This window comes from Amycolatopsis sp. NPDC104775 (genome assembly GCF_055583325.1).
In genome coordinates this window covers 354,669-374,620 of sequence record NZ_JBVJOE010000001.1, presented here as the reverse complement: position 1 = coordinate 374,620, position 19,952 = coordinate 354,669, and the positions used below count along the sequence as shown (strand labels likewise).

The following is a 19,952-nucleotide window of genomic DNA, read 5'->3' as shown; positions in this document are numbered from 1 at the left end:
CAGCCGCGTGCGGTTCGGTGAGCGGGGATGCACGAGTGCGACGGTGCCGAGCTTCGCGGTTCCGGAGATCGATGAGCGGGAGCTTGCGCCGGAACCCCTGCGCGAGGAGGCGGTGAGCGAGGGCGGATGAGCGAGACATTGCTGGACTTGGTGGCCGAAGGAATCGCCGCCGGTGGAATCGCGGTGGTCGCCGACGGGCGTGAAGTGTCCTATGTGGAGCTTGATGCGTTGTCGAATCAGGCGGCGCATTGGCTTCGGGCGCGTGGGGTGGGGCCGGAGTCGGTGGTGGGGGTTCGGCTGGAGCGCGGTTTGGAGATGGTGGTCGCGCTGGTCGGGATTCTCAAGGCCGGGGCGGCGTATTTGCCGTTGGATCCGGAGTACCCCGAGGATCGGCTGCGGTTCATGGTCGAGGATTCGGGTGCTGAGGTGGTCGTCGAGCCAGGCGACCTGACCGGGCTCGACGAGCCGACAGAGCCGCTGGACATTCTGGTGCGGCCGGAGAACGCGGCCTATGTGATCTATACATCGGGGTCGACGGGCAGGCCCAAGGGTGTCGTTATCGAGCATCGCGGGATTGTGAACCGGTTGCGGTGGATGCAGGATGAGTACGTTCTGACGCCTCAGGATCGGGTGTTGCAGAAGACGCCGTTCGGCTTTGACGTGTCGGTGTGGGAGTTTTTCTGGACGCTCTCTGTCGGTGCGACGCTCGTGATGGCCCGGCCGGGAGGTCACCGCGACCCGGGATACCTGGCGGACGTGCTCGTGGCGGAAGAGATCACGACAGCGCATTTCGTGCCGTCGATGCTGCGAGCGTTCCTGTCCGGACCAGTACCGGCCCTGCCGCTGCGCAGGGTGCTGTGCAGCGGCGAGGCGCTCCCAGACGAGCTGGCGGAACGATTTCACCAGGTGATCGGTGCCGAGCTGCATAATCTTTACGGGCCGACGGAGGCTTCAGTGGATGTCACGGCGACCCGGTGCATGCCAGGGGAGACCGTCACCATCGGCCATCCGATCGCGAACACTCGCATCCATCTCGTCGACGGAGAGCTGACGATCGCCGGGGTGCAGCTGGCGCGCGGTTACCTGAACCGGCCGTCGCTGACCGCGGAGAAGTTCGTGCCCAACCCGTTCGCGGAGACGCCGGGGGAACGCCTGTACCGCACCGGCGATCGCGCACGTCAGCGCGCGGACGGCGCGTTCGAGTACCTGGGCCGGTTCGACCATCAGGTCAAGATCCACGGCAACCGGATCGAGCTCGGCGAGGTCGAGGCGGCGTTGCACACGCATCCGGCGGTCGCCGCGGCGGTCACTGCGGTGCACGACGACCGGCTAGTCGCGTATTGCGTGTATCGCGACGGCACGACACCTTCGACGTCCGAGTTGCGGGAGAATCTCGCGGCCACCCTGCCGGAGCCGATGCTTCCTTCGGTGTGGATGTCGCTGGCCGCGCTGCCGCTCACGCCGAGCGGCAAAATCGACCGCAACGCTCTGCCCGCGCCCGACGGTTCCCGGCCCGCGCTGGCTGTCGGGTACGTCGGACCGCGGAACGCGACGGAAGCGGCGATCGCCGAGGTCTGGGCGGAGGTGCTCGGGGTCAGTCCGGTCGGGGTGCACGATCCGTTCCTCGAACTCGGTGGTCGTTCGCTGGCGGCGACCCGGATTTGCGCGCGGGTGTCTCGCCGCACGGGGCGTCAGCTATCGGTTGCGGATGTGTTCACCGCGCAGACGGTCGCGGAGCTGGCCGAGGCGGTCGCGGCGGCACCGGCCCCGAAGGTCCACAGTGGACAAAGCGGGATTTCGGCGGCGCAGCATCGGATGTGGTTTCTCGACCAGCTGTCAGGGCCGTCGTCGACTTACACGATGTACGAGGCCTACCGGTGCGTTGGAGAGCTGGACGTCGAGGCGTTGCGACGCGCGCTGGCGGAGGTGGTGCGGCGGCACGAGGCCTTGCGGACGACGTTCCGGAGTTGTCGCGGCGAACCGGAGCTGGTGGTTTCTCCCGAAGTCGAGGTTCCGTTGACGGTGGTGGACGGCCCGGTGGAGGAGATCGTCGACGCGGAGCTGGACCGGCCGTTCGATCTGGCTCGCGGGCCGTTGCTGCGGTGCACGGTGATCCGCGGCGAGCCCGGCCGGTTTACGCTGCTTGCGGTGATCCACCACATCGTCGCCGACGACACGTCGATGGAGATCTTCTGGCGCGACCTCGCCGAATGCTACGCCGGGCGGACATCCGCGCTGCCAGCGCCGGCCGTGCCCGCCGCGGTGCCGGACGAGGCTGGTCTTGCCTACTGGAAGTCGGCTTTGGCGGGCGCGCCCTCGGCGATCGAGCTTCCGGACAGCCTCCCGCGGCCGGCTCGGCAGGCGCAGGTGGAGGGCACCGTCGCGTTCTCCGTGCCTCGGCGGGTCGTCGGCGCACTGGAAACCGTCGCGACGGAGGCGGGCGCGACGGGGTTCATGGCTTTGCTCGCCGCGTTCGTTCTGGATCTGCGCCGGGCGACGGGCCGGGACGACCTGGTCGTCGGCACCTTCGCCGGCAACCGGCCGTCGGTCGAGGCCGAGGACGCGATCGGGTTGTTCGTGAACACGCTCGCGTTGCGGGTGCGCGTCGCGGGCGATCCGGCGTATCCGGAGGTGCTCGCCGCGGTCCGGGAGGCGGTGCTCGGCGGTTTCCGGCATCAGGACGTCCCGTTCGACCAGGTGGTCGCGGCGCTGCGACCGCCGCGCGACTTGAGCCGGAACCCGGTGGCGCAGGTGGGTTTCCAGTGGCTCGGGTCGCTCGCGGACCGGCTTCGGCTCGACGGTGTCAAAGCGGAGCCGTGGCGGGCCGGGCAGGGCGGGAATCCGTTCGACGTGCTGGTGACGGTTCGCGAGCATCCCGACGGCCTGGCCGGGACGCTGCACTACGACCGGGCGCTGTTCACCGAAGCCGCGGCGAAAACCATGGCCGACCGGTTCGCGCAGGTGGTGCGGACGGTTGCCGCGGTTCCGGCCACGCGCGGTTCGGAACTGCCGGGATGAACGGATCTCCTACACTGGCCGGGTGGACGGCGAGGCTGGGTACCGGCCGCAGCTCGGCGAACGCGAGCTGCGGGTGCTCCGGCTCGTCGCCGAGGGCTACAGCAACAGCGAGATCGCGGCCGAACTCGGCTGGTCGGAACACACGGTGAAGAACGCGCTGTACGACCTGATGGCCCGGCTGGGGGTCCGGAACCGGGCCCACGCGGCGGCTTACGCGGTGCGGAACGGCTTGATTTAGGGCAACGCTCGCTGGGGAGGGGGCGGACCGGTCGTGGCCGGGTCTCGCCGCCGGGACAAGCCCTCGGTGCAACGCGAACGCGGCCACAGCCGGTGCGCGATGCGCGCGCCCGATGGGGTTTTCTCAGCAGCCGTCGCGAGTCGGCCGGGCTTGTGGCTGAAAGGTCCGTGAGGGCCACCCTGAGGGAATCAGATTCCCTCAGGGTGGCCCAGGCACCAGCGTTCGCTGGGCAGCGGGGCAAATCGATCCGCCGCGATCGCGCCCGGAGCCGCCCGGGGCGGCGCAATCGCTCCCCGGCACGGCCAACGAGGCGCGAACTACGGCACCGCCTAAATAAGCCCCTGCCGCAAGGCGAACGCGACCGCGTGCGCGCGATTGCGCAACCGCAGCCGGTGCGTGATGTCGTGCACGATCGTCGTCACCGTGCGCGCCGAATAGGCCAGCGCGGAAGCGATTTCCGCGGTCTCGTGGCCGTCCGCGACCATGCGCAGCACGTCGCGTTCGCGGGCGTCCAGCGTCGGCGCGGCGGGGGCCGTGTGCCGGGCCTCGAACAGATCGCTCAGCAAATCCGGCGGCATGGTGCCGTGGCCGGTCGCCGCTGCGCGCACCGCTGACACCAGCGTCTGTTCGCAGGCCTGTTCCCGTCGCAACACCCCGCAGGCGCCTGCCTCGATCGCGCGCGCCGCCCGGGGCGCGTCGACTTTGCCGGTCACCAGCAGCACGGTGGCGTTGCGTTCCTTGGCAGCGCGGATCGCCTCGACGGCCTCGGCATCGACCTCGTCGACCGCCAGCACCGCGACCCCGCCGTCGCCGCCGGTGAACTCCGCGCAGCCGCGGAGCGCGCTTTCCAGCCCGGCCCGCAGGAACGGGTCGGCGGCGAGCACGCGCACCGGGATCGTCCGTTCGAGGGTGGTCATTTTCCCGTGTCCTTTCCGATCGCCGCTGCGGCGGGTTCCGGTTCTTCGAGCAGGTCCGGCAATTCCTCCACGCGCCGCAGCGAGGGCCGCGCGGCCAGCGCGCCCAGTACGACGAGCAGCAACCCGGCGAGCAGGAACATCAGTGCCATGCCACGACCGGGACCGGTGCCGATCAGGTGGCCGACGGAACCGGCCAGCGCGCCGTCCGGGCGCATGAGCGGTTCGAACACGCCGTCGGCGAGCGGGCCGGCGACGAGGTAGGCGACCGGGCTCGCGGCCTGCGACACCGCCCGCGAGGTCGCCATGACCTTGCCGAGGTTGGCCGGATCGACCTTGCTCTGCAGCACGGTCTGCGCGGTCCCGGTGATCACCGGCAGGGTGAACAGGAAGAACGGCCCGATCGCGATCACCAGGGCCAGCGACGGCGCCAGTGCGTGCGCAGCCAGCGCGATCCCGCCGAACGCCATGAACGCCGCGATCCCGCGCATCCGCTTCTTCGGCCCGCCCCAGACGCCCATCACGAGGCTCCCGGCGAACAGCCCGCAGCCGCCCGCGAACACCTGGAAGCCGAGTCCGGCGGGGCTGGCGAAGGACAGCACCAGCGGCCGCACGAGCGTCCCGGCGACGCCGAAGCAGAAGTAGAACCCGGCCAGCACGCCGAGCAGCCCGGTCAGCCCGGGACGCCGCCGCAGTTCCGCCCAGCCCGCCGGGACCTGCCGCCAGATCGACGGTCCGCCCGGCTCCGGCGCGGCGGTGCGCACGGCGGCGCGGGGCAGCGGAACCAGCGCCACGACCAGCAGCGACGCGGCGAACGTCACCAGGTCGATCAGCACCACCCCGCGCAGCCCGGTCAGCGCCAGCAGCGTCCCGGCGACGACCGGGGCGGCGATCTGCGCGCTGAACACCACCTGCGACAAGCCGTTCGCCCGGCTGAGATGCTGTTTCGGCACCAGCAGGGGGATCATCGCGCTGAAGGTGACCTGCTGCATCGTGCCGCACATCGCGGTCAGCGCGGTCACGACGTAGACGTGCCAGGTCTGCAGCTGGCCCGCGTCGATCAGCAACGCCAGCACGCCGACCGAAGCGAGTGCGACGCAGTCCGCGGCGACGAGGATCCGGCGGCGGTGCAGCCGGTCGGCCAGCGCGCCCGCGAACGGTGCGACCAGCAGCGCCGGGATCGCGCCGGACAGCATGATCAGCGCGAACTGGGTGGCCGAGCCGGACCGCTCGTAGGTCCAGACGCCGAGCACGAACCCGGTCAGCGCGGAGCCGACGATCGAGACCAGCTGCGCCGACCAGAGGAGGACGAACCCCCGCGTTCCCATGGTGGTCAACGGTGTTCCTTTCGGACGGTAGCGGCAGCGGGCGGGAGCGGTGCGGGCAAGTGTCCGATGTGGACGTAGTGCGCGAGATACCGTTGCAGCAGAACCCGGTCCGCGGGCGGGCACACCAGACCGCCCGCCGCGACCACGACCTCGGTGTGCGAACAGTCGAACACCGTCCGCCGGGGCGGCGACGTCCGTTCGACCATCGCGGTGATCGCGCTCAGCGCCGGGTCCGCCGTTTCCGCGGCGGCCGAGGCCAGCGCGTCGTGCCAGTCCCCGAACGGAATCGCCTCGATCGGGTAGCCGAACTCGCGCAGTCCGGCGACCACCTCGCCGAACCGGATCGTCCGCTGGTTGTGGAAGTGGAAATCGCAGCCGTACCCGGTGCGCCGCCGCGAGAGGTGGCCGATGGCGGCGGCCACGTGGTCGACCGGGGCCATGTCCTCCTCGAGCTCGAAGTCCTCCTCCGGCGCGGAGCCGAGCAGCGCCAGGCAGCGCAGCAGGTTCGCGAACCGGTCGCCGAGCGGGCCGATGCCGGTCCGGCTGTGCCCGGTCACCCGCGCCGGACGGTGCACGGTCACCGGCAGGCCGCGTTCGCGGGCGGCGCGCGCGAGCCGGTCGGCGGCCCATTTGCTCAGCTCGTACCCGCGATCCAGCCCCGCCGGGTCGTCGGGCGGGACGTCCTCGGTGATCACTGTGTCGCGGTCCAGCGGGTAGATGCCCAGCGACGACACCAGGTGCACCGGGGTTCCGCCGCTTCGGCAAGCCAGCCGCAGCAGTTCGGTGGTGCCGAGGACGTTGCCGGGCCGCAGCTGGGCGTACGGGCGCAGGAAGTTCGCCTCGCCGCCGCAATGGAAGATGACGTCGAGGTCCGCGGCGAGCGCGTCGAGCTCGGCTGCGGACAGGCCCAGCCGAGGGGCGGCGAGATCGCCGGGGATGGCGACGATGCGGGGACGGAAGCTGTCCTCCCACAGCAGGTGGTCGCGCAGCACCTGTTCGATCCGGGCCGCCCCCTCAGCCGCGTCGGCGGCTCGGACCAGGCAGCGCACGACGACGTCGCTGTGCCGCAGCAGGTCCGCGAGCAGATGCGGGCCGAGGAATCCGGACGCTCCGGTGAGCAGGGCGATTCGCGGCGCCATGGCGCGCTGGATCGCGGCCTCGGCCTGGGCGGGGGTGGAACGCGGGTCGATGTCGGCGGGCAGGACGGCGTCGGCCAGCACCTCGGCGAGATGGTCGTCCTCGCGCCGGCCGGGGGTGCGGATGGCGTCGGCGAAGGCGGCGAGGGTGCTGGCTTCGAAAAGGGTGCGCACCGGGACTTCCTCGCCCAGTTCCGCGCGGATCTTCGCCATCAGCGTCCCCGCCAGCAGGGAATGGCCGCCGCGCAGGAAGAAATCGTCGTCGCGGCCGACGCGGTCCACGTCCAGCACTGCGGCCCAGATCGCGGCCAGTCGTTGTTCCAGTTCGCCTTCGGGCTCGGTGAACGTCGAGGTCGTGGCGTCGGCGGGCTCGGGAAGGGCGCGGTGGTCGACCTTGCCGTGAGAGTTCAGCGGCAGCGCCGGGAGCACCGCGAACGCGTCCGGGACCAGGTAGCCCGGCAGGGTGGCGCGGAGCGCGGAGCGGACGGACAGCGGGTCGGCGTCGCCGACGAGATAGGCGACGAGCCGGTCCTCGCGGGCGGTGACCAGGACGTCCTGAACCCCGGGGTGGCGTCGGCAGGCGGCCTCGACCTCGGCCGGTTCGATGCGGTGGCCGCGGACTTTCAGCTGCCGGTCGACGCGGCCGAGGAACTCCAGCCGCCCCTCGCCGTCGAGCCGGGCGAGGTCGCCGGTGCGGTACATCCGCGAGCCGGGCACCGGGGAGAACGGGTCCGGGACGAACTTCTCCGCAGTGTCGCCGGGCCGGTCGCGGTAGCCGCGGGCGGGGGCATCGCCGCCGAGGCAGAGCTCGCCGGGGGCGCCGGGCAGCACCGGACGCAGCAGGTCATCGACGACGTAAGCCCGGGCATGGGGGAGTGGCGCGCCGATCGGCAGCTGCACGCGGCCGTCGAGTTCGGCGGCGTCGACGGTGCGGTAGCTGGTCGCGCAGACGGTCGCTTCGGTGGGGCCGTAGTGGTTGTGCAGCTCGACGCGTCCGCCGGTGAGCGCTGCCCACGTCTGGACGGCGGTTGTCGGGACCGCTTCGCCGCCGACCATCATCGTCCGCAGTGGACAGTCAAAGGTCGTATTTTCCGTTGCCAGTTCGGCAACCCACTTCTGCCAGAGCGCGGAAGCGGTGTCGACCATGGTGATGCCGCGGTCGCGGCAGAGCTGGACGAGACCGGGGCCGGTGAGCGACGCCGGATCGCGCCAGGGCAGGACGGTCGCGCCGGAGACCAGTGCGGGAAAGATGTCGCCCACCGCGGCGTCGAAGGTCAGCGGCGGAATCATCAGCACCCGCTCGCCGGGGCTGAATCCGTGCAGCCTACGGAAGGAATCGGCCAGTTCGGCGAGCGCTCCATGGCGGACGGCGACCGGTTTCGCGGCTCCGGTCGAGCCGGAGGTGTAGATGACGTACGCCAGGTCGTCCGGTCCCAGCGGGATTTCCGGCGGCGGACCGGCTTCGGGGCGTCTGCCGGGGTGCAGGACCGGGCCGTCGAACGCGAGATCGTGGTCAGTGATCAGGGCGGCCGGGTCGGCGTCGGAGAGCAGTCCGGCCAGCCGCGCGGGCGGGTGGCCGGGGTCGAGCGGCAGGTACGCGGCACCGGCCAGCAGCACGCCGAGCAGGGCGGTGATCGCGTCCCGGCCCGCGGTGAGGGCCACGATGTCGCCGCGCCGGACTCCGGCTGCGTGCAGGGCTCCGGCGATACGCCGGGCGCGGGAGACGAGTTCGGCGTAGGTGAGGCGTTCGCCGTCCTCTACCGCGACAGCATCCGGAGTCAGCGCGGCCTGGCGGGTGATGAGCGTGGTGACCAGGGTTCCGTCGGAGAGCACCGGCGGGGCCGGGTGGCCGCCGTTGCGCAGCCGGATTTGGTCCGCGGCAGGCAGCGCGTCCACTGTGGACACGGGAGCGTCCGGGGCGGTGAGGAGGGCACGCAGCAGGTGTTCGTACTGGTCGGCGAACCGGGCGACGGTGGCGGCGTCGAAAAGATCGGTCGCGTAGTCGAGACGTCCTTCGATTCCGTTGGGTGTGGTCGCCAGCGCCAGGGTCAGGTCGAAGCGCGCGGTGGTCACCGGAAGGTCGAGCCAGTCCGCGCGCAGGCCGGGCAGGTCGAGCCCGGCTCCGGCGGAGTTGAGCACGAACATCACCTGGAACACCGGATTGTGGCTGAGATCGCGGGCCGGCCGCAGGTCTTGCGCCACCCGTTCCCACGGGTAGCTCTGGTGCTCCAGTGCACCGAGGCAGGCGTCCTGCACCTGCGCGAGCACTTCGGACACCGTCGGGTCGCCGGTCAGCCGGGTGCGGACGGCGACGGTGTTGGCGAACATCCCGACGCACTGCTCGATCCCCGGCACGGTCTCGTCGCGCATCGGCATGCCGACCACCACGTCGTCCTGGCCGGCGTAGCGGGAGAGCAGCAGCACGTAGGCGGTGAGCAGCACGGTGTTCGCGGTGACGCCGTGCCGGTGGCAGAACGTCGCGAGGTCGGCTGCCTGCGCCGCGGACAGCTGGAAGGAATGGCCGTTGCCGCGGAAGGATTCGGCGGGCGGACGCGGACGGTCGGTCGGCAGTTCCAGCAGTGCCGGGGCGTCGTGGAGTTGCTCGCGCCAGTACTGTTCACCCGTCTCCAGCGGTTTGGCCGCTTGCCAGGCCGCGTAATCGCCGTAGCGGACGGGCGGCTCGGGCAGTGCCGATCCGTTCGCCGGATAGAGCGCGGACAGTTCGCGCAGCAGGATTCCGACGGATGCGGCGTCGGCGACGATGTGGTGCAGGGTCAGCACGAAGAGGTGCACGTCGTCGGCGAGAGCGACCAGCAGGCCGCGCACCAGCGGCGGCCTGGTCAGGTCGAACGGCCGGGCTCGTTCGGCGGCGAGGACCGCGTCCGCGGACTCCGGCTCGTCTCGAAGGTCCACATAGGACAGTTCCGGCGCGGTTCCGGGAAGGGCGGGAATCTGCACCGGCTCGCCGTCGGATTCGGCGAAACCGGCCCGCAGTGCTTCGTGCCGATCGACGACTGTGGCCAGCGCCCGGCGCAGCGCTTCGACGTCGAGCGCGCCGGTAAGCCGCCAGGACTGGGAGATCGTGTACACGCCGTCGCGCGCGCCGAGCCGGTCCAGGAACCACAGTTGCCGTTGCGCGGGCAGCAGCGGGACGGGGGCGTCGCCGGTCCGGCGGGGGATCGCGCCGGTGGCCGCGCCAAGGCCGTCGCGCGCGGCCAGCAGCCGGAACAACTGCTCTCGCTCGTGCTGGGTCATCGGTGCGCTCCTGGAGGGGAATCGGCTCGCAGCAGGGCGAGAACCTCGTCGTCGGGCAACGCGGCGATCCGTTCGCGCAGCAGCGCGATCTCGTCGGTGACGCCCGGGCTGGACTCCGCGGCTCGCAGTGCCGTCGCGAAGGTGGCGATCGTGCGCGCGGCGAACAGCGTCCGCAGGCCGACACTGGACTGGAAGTGCTCGCGAACCTTCGCCAGCAGCCGCGCGGCGAGCAGCGAATGGCCGCCAAGGTGGAAGAAATCGTCGTCCACCCCGATTTCCTCGACGCCCAGCACCTTCCGCCACAGTCCGGCCAGTTCCCGTTCGACGGCGTCGCGCGGGGCGATCCAGTCCGTTTCGCGGGATTCCCAGACGGGTTCCGGCAGCGCGGTCCGGTCGGTCTTGCCGTTCTTGGTCAGCGGCAGCGCATCCAGGAACACTGCGGTCTGCGGCACCAGGTAAGCGGGAAGCTGCTCGGAGAGCCGGTCCCGCAGCGGTCCCCATTCGGCGTCTTCCGCGACGACGTAGGCGACCAACCGCACGTCGTCCGGACCGGCGGAGCGGGCCAGCACGACGGCGTCGGAGACCCGCGGCTCGGCGCGCAACCGCGCCTCGATCTCGCCGAGTTCGATGCGCAGACCGCGGATTTTCACCTGGTGGTCGGTCCGGCCGAGGAATTCCAGCGTCCCGTCGCCGCGGTGCCGCGCGAGATCGCCGGTGGCGTAGAGGCGGCTTCCGTTCGCGGCGAACGGGTCCGGCACGAACCGCTCCGCGGTCAGCCCGGGACGGCGGTGGTAACCCCGGCTGATCCCCGCGCCGCCGACGAAAATCTCGCCCGCGACACCGGGCGGGACCGGGTTCAGTCCCGCGTCCAGCACGTGCAGCCGGGTGTTCGGCAGCGACGGGCCCAGCGGCACCACCGGCGCGTCCGCGCGGACCGGGCCAGCCGAGACGATCATCGTGACTTCCGTGGGGCCGTAAAGGTTCCAGACCCGGCCGTCGGACAGCGAGGCGACGAGTTCGCGGTCGAGCGCCTCCCCGCCGCACAGCCGTTCCCGGACGTTCACGGGCACCTCGCCGGACGCCAGCAGCATCCGCCAGCGCGTGGGGGTGGCCTGCAGGATCGTCGCGCCGCAGTCCGCCAGCCGCTGCGCCAGCGCGACCGGCTCGGCGGCGTCCTCGGTGCTGATCACCGCGACCGTGCCGCCGCGGATCAGCGGGATCAGCAGCTCTCGCACCGACATGTCGAACGCCAGCGTGGTCACCGACGCCCAGACGTCGTTTTCGGTCACGCCGAGCCGGTCCGCGAAGCCGGTGAGCAGGTTGACCACGCCGCGGTGCGGCACGGCGACGCCCTTGGGACGGCCGGTCGAGCCGGAGGTGTAGATGAGATATGCCAGATCGGCCGGGTCGTGTGCCACGTCCGGCGCGATGTCCGGCTCGGCGTAGTCCAGGTCGGCGTCCAGCACGGTCTCGAACCGGGTGAGCAGTTCGGGCAGGTGCACGGTGCTCTCGCGGTCGATGACGGCGATCCGCACGTCCGCCTCCGCGACGACGTAAGTGTGCCGTTCCAGCGGCCACTCCGGGTCGAGCGGGACGTACGCGCCGCCCGCCTTCCAGACCGCCAGCAGCGCCACCACCATCTCGGCGGAGCGGCGGACGCAGAGCCCCACCGGGACGTCCGGCCCGACGCCGCGGCGGCGCAGGGCGTGCGCGAGCCGGTTCGCCCGGGTGTCCAGCTCGCGGTAGGTCAGCGCACCGGCGATCGCCATCGCGGAACCGCGGTCCCGGACGTGCGGCGCGATCAGGTCCAACGCGGTGGTCGCGGCGGGTAGGACTGCTTCGTTCACTTCCACACGGCGTTGCGTGGCGGCTAGCAGGGAGACCTCGCCGATCCGTTGGGCCGGGTTCGCGGTGACGGAGGTCAGGAACGTGCGCAGATGCTCGGCAAAGCGGACGACGGTGGCCTCGTCGAACAGATCGGTGCGGTACTCGAGATAGCCGTGCAGGCAGTCGCCTTCGTCGCGGACGCCGAGCATCAGGTCCAGCTTCGCGGTGCCGGTGTGCGGACCGGCGAAGTCGGTGACGGAAAGCCCGGTCAGCTGCGGCAGCGCGCCGTCGCCGTGCCCGTTGAAGCCGACCTGGTAGATCGGCGAATGCCCGAGGCTCCGCTCCGGACGGACGGCCTCGACCACGCGCTCGAACGGGATCTCGGCCCCGCCGAGCGCGTCGACCAGGGCATCGCAGACGTCGAGGAGCAGTTCTTGAAAGCTCGGGCCGTCGGCGGTCGAGATCCGGACCGGGACGGTGTTGACGAAGAAACCGATCAGCCGCTCGGTCTCGACCTGCGAGCGTTGCCCGACAACAGTGCCGACAACGACGTCGTCCTGGCCGCTGTACCGGGCGAGCAACGCGTGGTAGGCGGCGAGAACGGTCATGAAAACCGTGGCACCGGAGGTGTCCGCGAGCGTGCGCACTGCTTCGGTGAGCGCGGGCGGGAACCGGAACTCGTGGATGCCGCCCGCGGAGGTCGCGGTCGCCGGACGGGGACGGTCGGTCGGCAGCGTGATCAGCTCGGGTGCGCCGCGCAGCCGGTCAGTCCATTCCCGCAGCAACTCGGCGCCTTCGGGACCGTCGAGGTGTTCTCGTTGCCACCGCACGAAATCCGCGTACTGCATCGGAAGCGGCGGCAAGACCGGTTCGGTGCCGGACAGCTCGGCGCGGTAGCTCTCCGCCAGCTCGTCCAGCAGCAGTGAGACCGACCACCCGTCGGCGATCGCGTGGTGCAGCGTGGCGGCCAGGACGTGCTGGTCCTCAGCCTGGCGCAGGAGCAGGACCCGCGCGAGCGGCCCGGCGGTCAGGTCGAACGGGGTGCGGATCTCCGCAGCCGCGGCCTGCGCGACCGAGTCGGCGCTGACCGCGCGGACGGTGAAGGAGAAGCCGTTCTCGGTGACGACTTGCTCCGGAACGCCGTCCCGCTCCCGGAAAACTGTCCGCAGGGCGGCGTGCCGGGCCGAGATCCTCGCGAAGGCACGGCGGAGGGCCTCGATGTCCAGCGGTCCGGAAAGCCGCAGCACAGTCGGCACGTGGTAGACCGGCGAACCGGGGTCGAGCCGGTCGAGAAACCACAGCCGTTCCTGGCCGGGAGAACACGGGAAGACGTTCACGGCGCCCCGATTCCGGCCTGGTCGGCCCCGGCCTCGTCCAGCTCGCGGGCGAGCCGGTCGTGTTCCACCAGCTCGCGCAGCTGGACCGGCACCTGGTCGCCGAACAGCCGCAGGTACGCCCGCGCCTGGTCCGGATCGGCGCGCAGGAACGGGTAGTCGGTCGCCACCATGTGCCGCACCACCAGCATCGGCACCGGGCTGCGCAGCGGGCGGAACGCCGGGTTCCACAGGCCGCCCTTGTCCGGCGGGCCGTTGTGGAACTCGCCGATCATCAGCCCCTCGGCCACGTACTCCGATTTCAGCGCGTGCTGCACGGTGTCGACCACGCCGGAGCGGTCGTCCGGCGGCGCGTCCGGGAACAGCAGCAGGATGGTGGTCAGCTGCGCGCCCGGACGCCCGCGCGGGGCGAGGTCGAGGAACCAGTCGCGGTAGCAGTGCAGGGTTTCGGTCAGCCGCGGGCCGGCGGCCGGGACGCCCGGTTCGACGGCGAGGTAGAACCGGCCGCGCTCCAGCGACGGCTGGGCGAACGGGCAGACGTTGCCGGCGCGGCCGAGGTCGGGATGCGGGCCGGACAGGTAGCCGCGGCCCCAGTCGAAGATCGCCCGAAGGTGGATCTCGTACCGCAGCAGGCGTTCGGGCAGGGCGAGCGGGTCGAGGTCGTGCCGCTCCACCAGGACGCGGCCGGGCTCGGTCGGATGGGTGAGCATCAGCTTCGGTCTCCAGGCGAGTGCGGTCCGGCGGCTCGCCCGCGGACGAGCGCGCCGCCGGTCAGGGCGAGGGCGAGCGCGGCGGCGCCGCCGGCCCAGGCCAGCGCGGCGTGCTGGCGCCGCGCGCGGCGCAGGGCGTCGGCGTACGGGATCGTGGTGTGCGAAACCATGGTGTAGAGCGGCATCCAGCGCTTCGGGAAGACGCGGCTGAGGACCAGATCCGCCTTCTTCCGGGCCAGGAACAGCGGCGACGCCACCCGGCTGCGCAGCTCGTCGAAGTTCTCCTCGGAAAGATCCGCGAGGACGTCGGTGTGCGGCTTGCGGCGTTGTTCGAAGGTGCGGAGCGCTTCGGCCCAATCGTCGTCGGCGAGGCAGTCGCGCAGTACCGCGCAGTCCTCCAGCGCTGAGTTCATGCCCTGGCCGTAGAACGGGTACACGGCGTGCGCCGCGTCGCCGATCAGCACTACGCGGCCTTCGTGCTGCCACGGTGAACTCCGGACGGTCACGAGATGTCCGGTCGGATGCGAAAGAAACTGCTCGACGATGTCGGGCACCAGGCGCCGCACGTCCGGGAACCGGGTGTCGAAGAGCGCACCCACCGACTTTTCGGTGGTGAGGGTGGCGAAGCTCTGCTCGCCGGACAGCGGCAGGAACACGGTCGCGGTGAGCGAACCGTTGACGTTGGGGTGCGCGACGATCAGCCCGTCATCGCCGGGCCAGACGTGCAGCGCGTCCGGGCTGCTGCGCACCTCGCCGGACGGACCGGCGGCGATCGCGAACTCCTTGTAGCCCCAGGGCAGGACGCGTTGCCGGAAGTCGGCGGGCAGACCGTGCAGCAGCCGGGTGCGCACGGCCGAGAACGCTCCGTCCGCGCCGACGACGAGGTCGGCCGAGGCGTGGTATGGACCACTGTCGCTGGCGAACGAGCAGACCGGCGCCGTGGCCGCGGACCCGCGGTCGAGATCGGTGAGCGTGACGCCGAAACGGGCGCTGACGTTCGGATATTCCAGGGCTTTGGCGAGCAGGATCCGGTTGAGGTCGTCGCGCAGGACGGAGCGCAGGATCTGGTCCTCGTGACTGCCGTAGGGCTGGAAATCCAGTTCGCCGTCGCGCTGGTGGATCACCCGCCCGCGCATCGGCGCGGCCGCGGCCAGCACCGGGGCGAGCAGCCCGACCTGGTCCAGCGCCCGGATTCCGCGCTGGGAAAGGCCGAGGTTGATCGACCGGCCGCCGCCCGCGCCGGCATCGCGCGGGTCCGGCCGTCGTTCGTGGATCTCCACCTCGTGCCCGAGCTGGGCGAAGTGGATCGCGGCGAGCGAACCGGCCAGCCCGGCCCCGGCCACCAGAACTCGTCTGCGGTTCATTCCGGCCGCCGTCCCGGCGCGTGAGGGCAATTGTGCCGTCGCCGTTCGGCGCGCTTTTCCGTTGAGCGGCCATTGGCGGCCGGGCGCGCAATTCGGCCGATCGGAGCAGTTCTGCGGGAACCTTCCGCGAAGTGCTCACCAACAGTGTTCCGAAAGAACTCCCCGGTAATCGCGGGCGAGGCGTGTCCGGCTGACTGCGGAAAGTGTCCGGGCCATTTCGGTAACGTTGTCGCGGCGCGATCCGATGAATGGCCCGGACTCCGTCCCGGTCGCGGTAAACGTCCAGGTCCGCTGCGGTTCACCGATCCTCCTGCGAGATTCGTGGCCGGCCGGACGCGCGGCCGAGGTTCTCCCTGTTGGCCGATAGCCCGGGGCGGGTCGCGGGCACTAACCTGTTCCCGCTTGCCCGGCTGATTTACCGGGGTTGTCCCGGGCACCCAATAAACCGGAAGTTATCGGGTGCGAGCATCCGTAGAATTACCGCAATTCGCTGGCCGGGCGAAGGGGGAGAGCGTGGTCGAGAAGGAGTTTGTCGGCAGGTCGGCGGAACTGGCCGCGTGCCTGGACCGCGCGGCCGCGGTGACCGTGGTGGAGGGAAGGCCGGGGATCGGGAAAACCCGGCTGCTGGCCGAGGTCGCCCGGCGGGCTCCGGATCCGGTGTGCGCGGTGCCCGGGGGCGCGCCCGGGTTCTCCCGCCGCCTGGCGCACGCGCTCGGCTCGGAATCGCTTGTGGTGGTGGACGACGCGCAATGGGCCGACGAAACGTCCTTGCGGTTGCTGATGTCGCTGGTCTCGAAACCGGAAACCGGGCGGCGGCTGGTGCTGTCGGTCCGCGACGGGGGCCATCAGCCGGTGCTGACCCGGCTGCTGCACGCCGAGCGGGTCCCGGCCCGGTACGTGACCCTGCCCGCGTTCACCGACGACGAGGTCGCCCGGCTGCTGCCCGGGCACGACGACGTCGAGCGGGCGCGGATCGCCGCCGCGGCCGAGCGCATTCCGCTGTACCTGTTGCTGCTGGCCGATTTGCCGCCGCACGAATGGCCGGGTCACGACGGCGGGCCGGCGGCCGGGGACCGGCCGATGCTGCCGGCGGAACGCGTGCTGTTCGCCGAAGTGTCGGCGCTGCCGGAGCCCGAGCGGCTGGTCGTCCAGGCCGCGGCGTGCGGCGGCGCGACCGTCGACGCGGACCTCGTGCAGGCGATGACCGTGCTGTCCCGGGCCGAAGTCGGCCACGCGATCGAACGGCTGCTGTGCCGGGGCGTGCTGGCGGGCGGAGCGGAGGGGCTGCGGTTCCGGCACCCGCTGGTCCGCGCCGCCGCCGCCCGGCTGGCCGGCCGCGGCTGGGCGGCGGGCGCGCACCACCGGGCGGCGGCCTATCTGCGCGACCTCGACGCGCCGCTCACCCTGCGCGCCTATCACCTCGAGAAATCCTTGTACCGCCACGATCTGGTCGCGGTCAGCGAGCTGGCCTCGGCGGGGGAGGAGGTGCTCGGCACCGACCCCGAGGCGTGCGCCCGCTGGCTCGGCGCGGCGGTGGCGAACCTGCCGGAGCGGATGCGCGGCGGGCACGAGCACTGCCGCCTTTCCATGCTACGGGCCGAAGCGCTGCTGGCATCCGGGCAACCGGCCGCGGCCCGGGCGTTGCTGACGGCCCTGCCGGACTCGCCCCGTGCCCTGGCACTGCTTTCCCGGTGCGAGCACGCACTCGGCCGGACCAGGCGCGCGCGGTGGATCGCCGAGGCCGCGATCGCCGCGTCGGACAAGGCCGACGCGCGGGCACAGCTCGAACTGGCGCACCTGGAACTTCTGGACGGCGACACTCTCGGAGCGCAGAAACGGCTCCGCCGGACCGCGGCCGACCCGAGCGCCGGACCTGCGGTGAGGGCCGGGATCGCGGCGCTCGCCGCCATCGGGCTGGCCTGCGCCGGGCGGACCGTCGAAGCGCGGCAAGCCCAGCGGGCCGCGGCCGACGGATTCGATCTGCTCGATGACGGCGAACTGCGTTCGGTGCTCTACACCGTGCCCGCGCTGTGCTGGGCCTCCTGCTTCCTGGACGACGATCGGCGCGCGCTCGCCTTGCTGGACCGCGCGGTGCCCCTGAGCGCGGCCGGACTGCGGCAGGGATTGCCGTTCCTGTATTCAGTGCGCGGCTACGTGCTGTGGAAACTGGGCCGCCTCGGCGAAGCAGCGGAGGCGGCCGCCGAAGCGGAGACGACCGCGACCCGCTTCGGCCACCACGACGTCGTGCCGATGGCAGCCGCGATCCGGCTGCGGGTCCTGCTCGCGACCGGAGATCGGTCGGCGGCCGAGCGACAATGGCGCACCGTGGAGAAAATGCCGCGGCCGGCTGTCGAATGGTGGCGGCGGACGGTCGAGCACATCCTCGCCGAGGCCGGTCTCGAACTCGGCATGCTTCCCGGCGCGGTCGAGCAGCCCATGGAGCGGACCGCGAATCCGTTGGCGACAGCCAGATCGGTCCAGGATTGCCGGGCCGCCCTCGCCTGCGGCGCGATCGCGGACGCCCGCCAGTGGGCCGCCGAAGCGAGGGAACGGGCGGCGGCGAGCGGATTGAACAGCGACCTCGGCCTCGCGCTGCTGGCTCGCGCGACGGTGTCGGCCGCCGGAAACGACCTCGCCGCCGCGTTGAGCGACGCTTCCGCCGCAGCGGTCGCGTTCGGCCGGGTGTCGATGGCATTGCATCGAGGACGCGCGGTGTTGCTGGTCGCGGAAGTGCTGGGACAGCAAGGAAATTTTGACGCCGCGACCCAGCGGATCGGTGAGGCGCGGGAGACGTTCCAAAGCGCGGGCGCGAGTGCGTTGCTGCGCGAGACGACGAAGGTGCAGCGGCGATTGGCCGGGCGGCGCAAAGCGGAAACCCCGCCGGGCGGCCGGGCGCTTTCGCGCCGCGAACGGCAAGTGGCGGAAATGGTGGTGCGCGGGCTGACCACGAAGGAGATCGCGGCGGAGTTGTTCCTGAGCCCGCGCACGGTGGACGCGCATGTGGCTCGGGTGCTGACCAAACTCGACCTCACCACCCGCGCCGGGATCGCCCGCAGGCTGATCGGCTGACGCGGCGGGCGTTTTCCCTCGTCGCCGGGCCGGGGCAGCGAGCGCCGGGGCTGGTGTCCCGGGGCATGGAACAAGCTGCTCGGCCGGCCGCGCGCCGCTGTACCGTCAGCGCGGATCATCATCCGAAGCGCACACGGAAGGGCTGTTTTCGTGGCTGCGAAGAATCTGCGCGACTCATGAACCACGCGACGAAATACGCCATTCTGGACTTGGACGGAACCCTGCTGCCCGGACACACTTCGAGGCATTATCTGCAGGTCCTGCTCGACGACGGGACCTGCGACCGGCAAGCGGGGCTGTCCTGCCTGGAAGCGATCGACCAGTTCTCGGCGGCGGACAAAGCGCCGCCCGGGCTGACGGACGAGATCTACCGGCTGTACGCGCTCGCGATGAAAGGCGCGCCGGTCGAACAGGCCCGGTTCGCCGCCGAGAAAACCTGGCGGGCGAGCCGGGGGAAACTGTTTTCCTTCGTCCCGGAACTGCTTTCGCTGCTGCGGGCGAGCGGGCACCGGATCCAGCTGCTGTCGGGCAACCACGATTTCCCGGTGCAGGAGGCGGCGAGGGACCTCGGCCTGTCCGGCGGGCACGGCGCCGTCGTCGAGGTGGCCGACGGCAGGTTCACCGGACGACTGCTGTCCGCGCCGGGCGCGGCCGGCGGCAAACGAGCTTTCGTCCGCTTCCTGGCCGAAGCGACCGGGTTCGACGCGGAGAACTCGCTCGCCATCGGCAATGCCGCCTCGGACGCGGAAATCTTTCCGTGCGTGGGCAAAGCCGTGGCCTTCGAACCGGACGCGGAGCTTCGGCGGCTTTCCGCCGGACAGCCCTGGCAGGTCGCCGACCGGCGGACGATCCTGCGGGTGTGCGCGCGGCTGCTCTCCAGTGCCGCGGCGGCGTGACCCGAGGCGGGAAATGGTGCGCTCGCTTCGGATTCGCGAGCCGGGTGCGGGTTCGGTGAGCAATTACGCTGTGGCGCAACGCAATCAAGTCGGATCGCGTAGCTCGCTGGTGCGGACTCTTCGGTCGTCACCCGGATGTCAAGCCTCTGTTCCGTGCGCTGGAACATCGCTCTGCGTTTTCATTTGGTCGCTCGCCGTCGACCGAGTACTGGTATGGTCGTTCGGCGGAGGCGTGGCGGTCGCCGGAAACGGTTTCCGCTCGTTCTCCCGATGTCGGCACCGGCGGCACCAACCCCGCCGCCGTGGCCGGCCGGCCGATCGCCGGTTCGGAACCGGACTCGCTCGCCGATCGCGGGGTGCGGGGACCGAAACGGCGGCGGCGCTGCCCTAAGCCGCTGACGCCCTCCGGGGAAAACGCGGGAATGCCCGGAATATTCTCGGGACCGGCCCGAGTGTGCGCAGGATTCGCCCGGCGTTCCGCCCGGGTTCTTCGCCGGGCGAAAAGCGGCGGGACGCCATTGTCACGGCCCGCGAGCAACGATGCTGCGCGAGCGTGCCCCGGCTACTCAGTGTCACCACTGGCGGCCGGTTTCGGGGACGGATCCGTCGCGAGACGACGCGTGCAGGCCAACGCGCTGCGCCACTGGGGCGATCTCTTTCAGTGAACGGGTGCGACCGGTTGTGCTGGACGCCCTCCTGGGCAAGCATGAAGGCGCGAGAGCACGACTGTTTCGGGAAAGACGCGGGTGGCGAGCGGATCGGACGGCAGCGGGGCGCGGTGCCGCCGGTGCGCGGCGCAGACGCCGGGGCCGCACAGGGCAGCGGCCGCGCAGCCGCGCCGAAGCACGCGGGACGAGGCTCCC

General features: G+C 71.4%; 10 protein-coding genes. 4 read left to right on the top strand and 6 right to left on the bottom strand.

Annotated elements, in window-relative coordinates; translation table 11 throughout:
- Positions 1–126 precede the first annotated feature (126 nt).
- Together ACZ63D_RS01530 and ACZ63D_RS01525 are read left to right on the top strand one after the other, a co-directional pair.
- Positions 127–3,018, top strand: coding sequence for an amino acid adenylation domain-containing protein (locus ACZ63D_RS01530; protein ID WP_465352328.1), 2,892 nt, complete (start codon positions 127–129; stop codon positions 3,016–3,018).
- Positions 3,019–3,040: 22 nt separating this feature from the next.
- Complete coding sequence (locus tag ACZ63D_RS01525) at positions 3,041–3,256, top strand: response regulator transcription factor (protein WP_465352327.1); 216 nt, start codon at positions 3,041–3,043, stop codon at positions 3,254–3,256.
- Positions 3,257–3,585: 329 nt separating this feature from the next.
- Here the strand turns inward: ACZ63D_RS01525 and ACZ63D_RS01520 are convergent, their stop codons facing one another.
- From ACZ63D_RS01520 to ACZ63D_RS01495, 6 genes are read right to left on the bottom strand one after another with little or no spacing between them, the layout of a single operon-like run.
- The gene (locus tag ACZ63D_RS01520; RefSeq protein ID WP_465352326.1) at positions 3,586–4,173 is read right to left on the bottom strand and encodes a response regulator transcription factor; all 588 of its coding nucleotides are present in this window, start codon (positions 4,171–4,173) and stop codon (positions 3,586–3,588) included.
- Positions 4,170–5,498 (bottom strand): MFS transporter, encoded by a 1,329-nt coding sequence (locus ACZ63D_RS01515; protein ID WP_465353676.1) that lies wholly within the window; start codon positions 5,496–5,498, stop codon positions 4,170–4,172. The genes ACZ63D_RS01520 and ACZ63D_RS01515 overlap by 4 nt, the downstream gene beginning before the upstream one ends.
- A gap of 5 nt (positions 5,499–5,503) precedes the next feature.
- A complete protein-coding gene (locus ACZ63D_RS01510; RefSeq protein ID WP_465352325.1) occupies positions 5,504–9,889 on the bottom strand; it encodes a non-ribosomal peptide synthetase in 4,386 nt (1,461 codons plus the stop codon).
- The gene (locus ACZ63D_RS01505) at positions 9,886–13,053 is read right to left on the bottom strand and encodes an amino acid adenylation domain-containing protein (RefSeq protein WP_465352324.1); all 3,168 of its coding nucleotides are present in this window, start codon (positions 13,051–13,053) and stop codon (positions 9,886–9,888) included. The genes ACZ63D_RS01510 and ACZ63D_RS01505 overlap by 4 nt, the downstream gene beginning before the upstream one ends.
- Positions 13,050–13,760: a DUF6875 domain-containing protein gene (locus ACZ63D_RS01500; protein ID WP_465352323.1), complete on the bottom strand. Its 711-nt coding sequence runs from the start codon at positions 13,758–13,760 to the stop codon at positions 13,050–13,052. Before ACZ63D_RS01500 ends, ACZ63D_RS01505 begins: the two co-directional genes overlap by 4 nt.
- Positions 13,760–15,124, bottom strand: coding sequence for an FAD-dependent oxidoreductase (locus tag ACZ63D_RS01495; RefSeq protein ID WP_465352322.1), 1,365 nt, complete (start codon positions 15,122–15,124; stop codon positions 13,760–13,762). Before ACZ63D_RS01495 ends, ACZ63D_RS01500 begins: the two co-directional genes overlap by 1 nt.
- A 513-nt stretch (positions 15,125–15,637) precedes the next feature.
- Here ACZ63D_RS01495 and ACZ63D_RS01490 point away from each other — a divergent pair.
- Positions 15,638–18,193, top strand: coding sequence for a helix-turn-helix transcriptional regulator (locus ACZ63D_RS01490; protein WP_465352321.1), 2,556 nt, complete (start codon positions 15,638–15,640; stop codon positions 18,191–18,193).
- Between the two features lie 176 nt (positions 18,194–18,369).
- Positions 18,370–19,089: an HAD family hydrolase gene (locus tag ACZ63D_RS01485; RefSeq protein WP_465352320.1), complete on the top strand. Its 720-nt coding sequence runs from the start codon at positions 18,370–18,372 to the stop codon at positions 19,087–19,089.
- Positions 19,090–19,952 lie beyond the last annotated feature (863 nt).

What these genes read in the sequence shown, in the direction of transcription:
- ACZ63D_RS01530 (WP_465352328.1), top strand. Translation starts at nt 127, where the DNA reads ATGAGCGAGACATTGCTGGACTTGGTGGCCGAAGGAATCGCCGCCGGT.
- ACZ63D_RS01520 (WP_465352326.1), bottom strand. Translation starts at nt 4,173, where the DNA reads ATGACCACCCTCGAACGGACGATCCCGGTGCGCGTGCTCGCCGCCGAC.
- ACZ63D_RS01515 (WP_465353676.1), bottom strand. Translation starts at nt 5,498, where the DNA reads ATGGGAACGCGGGGGTTCGTCCTCCTCTGGTCGGCGCAGCTGGTCTCG.
- ACZ63D_RS01510 (WP_465352325.1), bottom strand. Translation starts at nt 9,889, where the DNA reads ATGACCCAGCACGAGCGAGAGCAGTTGTTCCGGCTGCTGGCCGCGCGC.
- ACZ63D_RS01500 (WP_465352323.1), bottom strand. Translation starts at nt 13,760, where the DNA reads ATGCTCACCCATCCGACCGAGCCCGGCCGCGTCCTGGTGGAGCGGCAC.
- ACZ63D_RS01495 (WP_465352322.1), bottom strand. Translation starts at nt 15,124, where the DNA reads ATGAACCGCAGACGAGTTCTGGTGGCCGGGGCCGGGCTGGCCGGTTCG.
- ACZ63D_RS01485 (WP_465352320.1), top strand. Translation starts at nt 18,370, where the DNA reads ATGAACCACGCGACGAAATACGCCATTCTGGACTTGGACGGAACCCTG.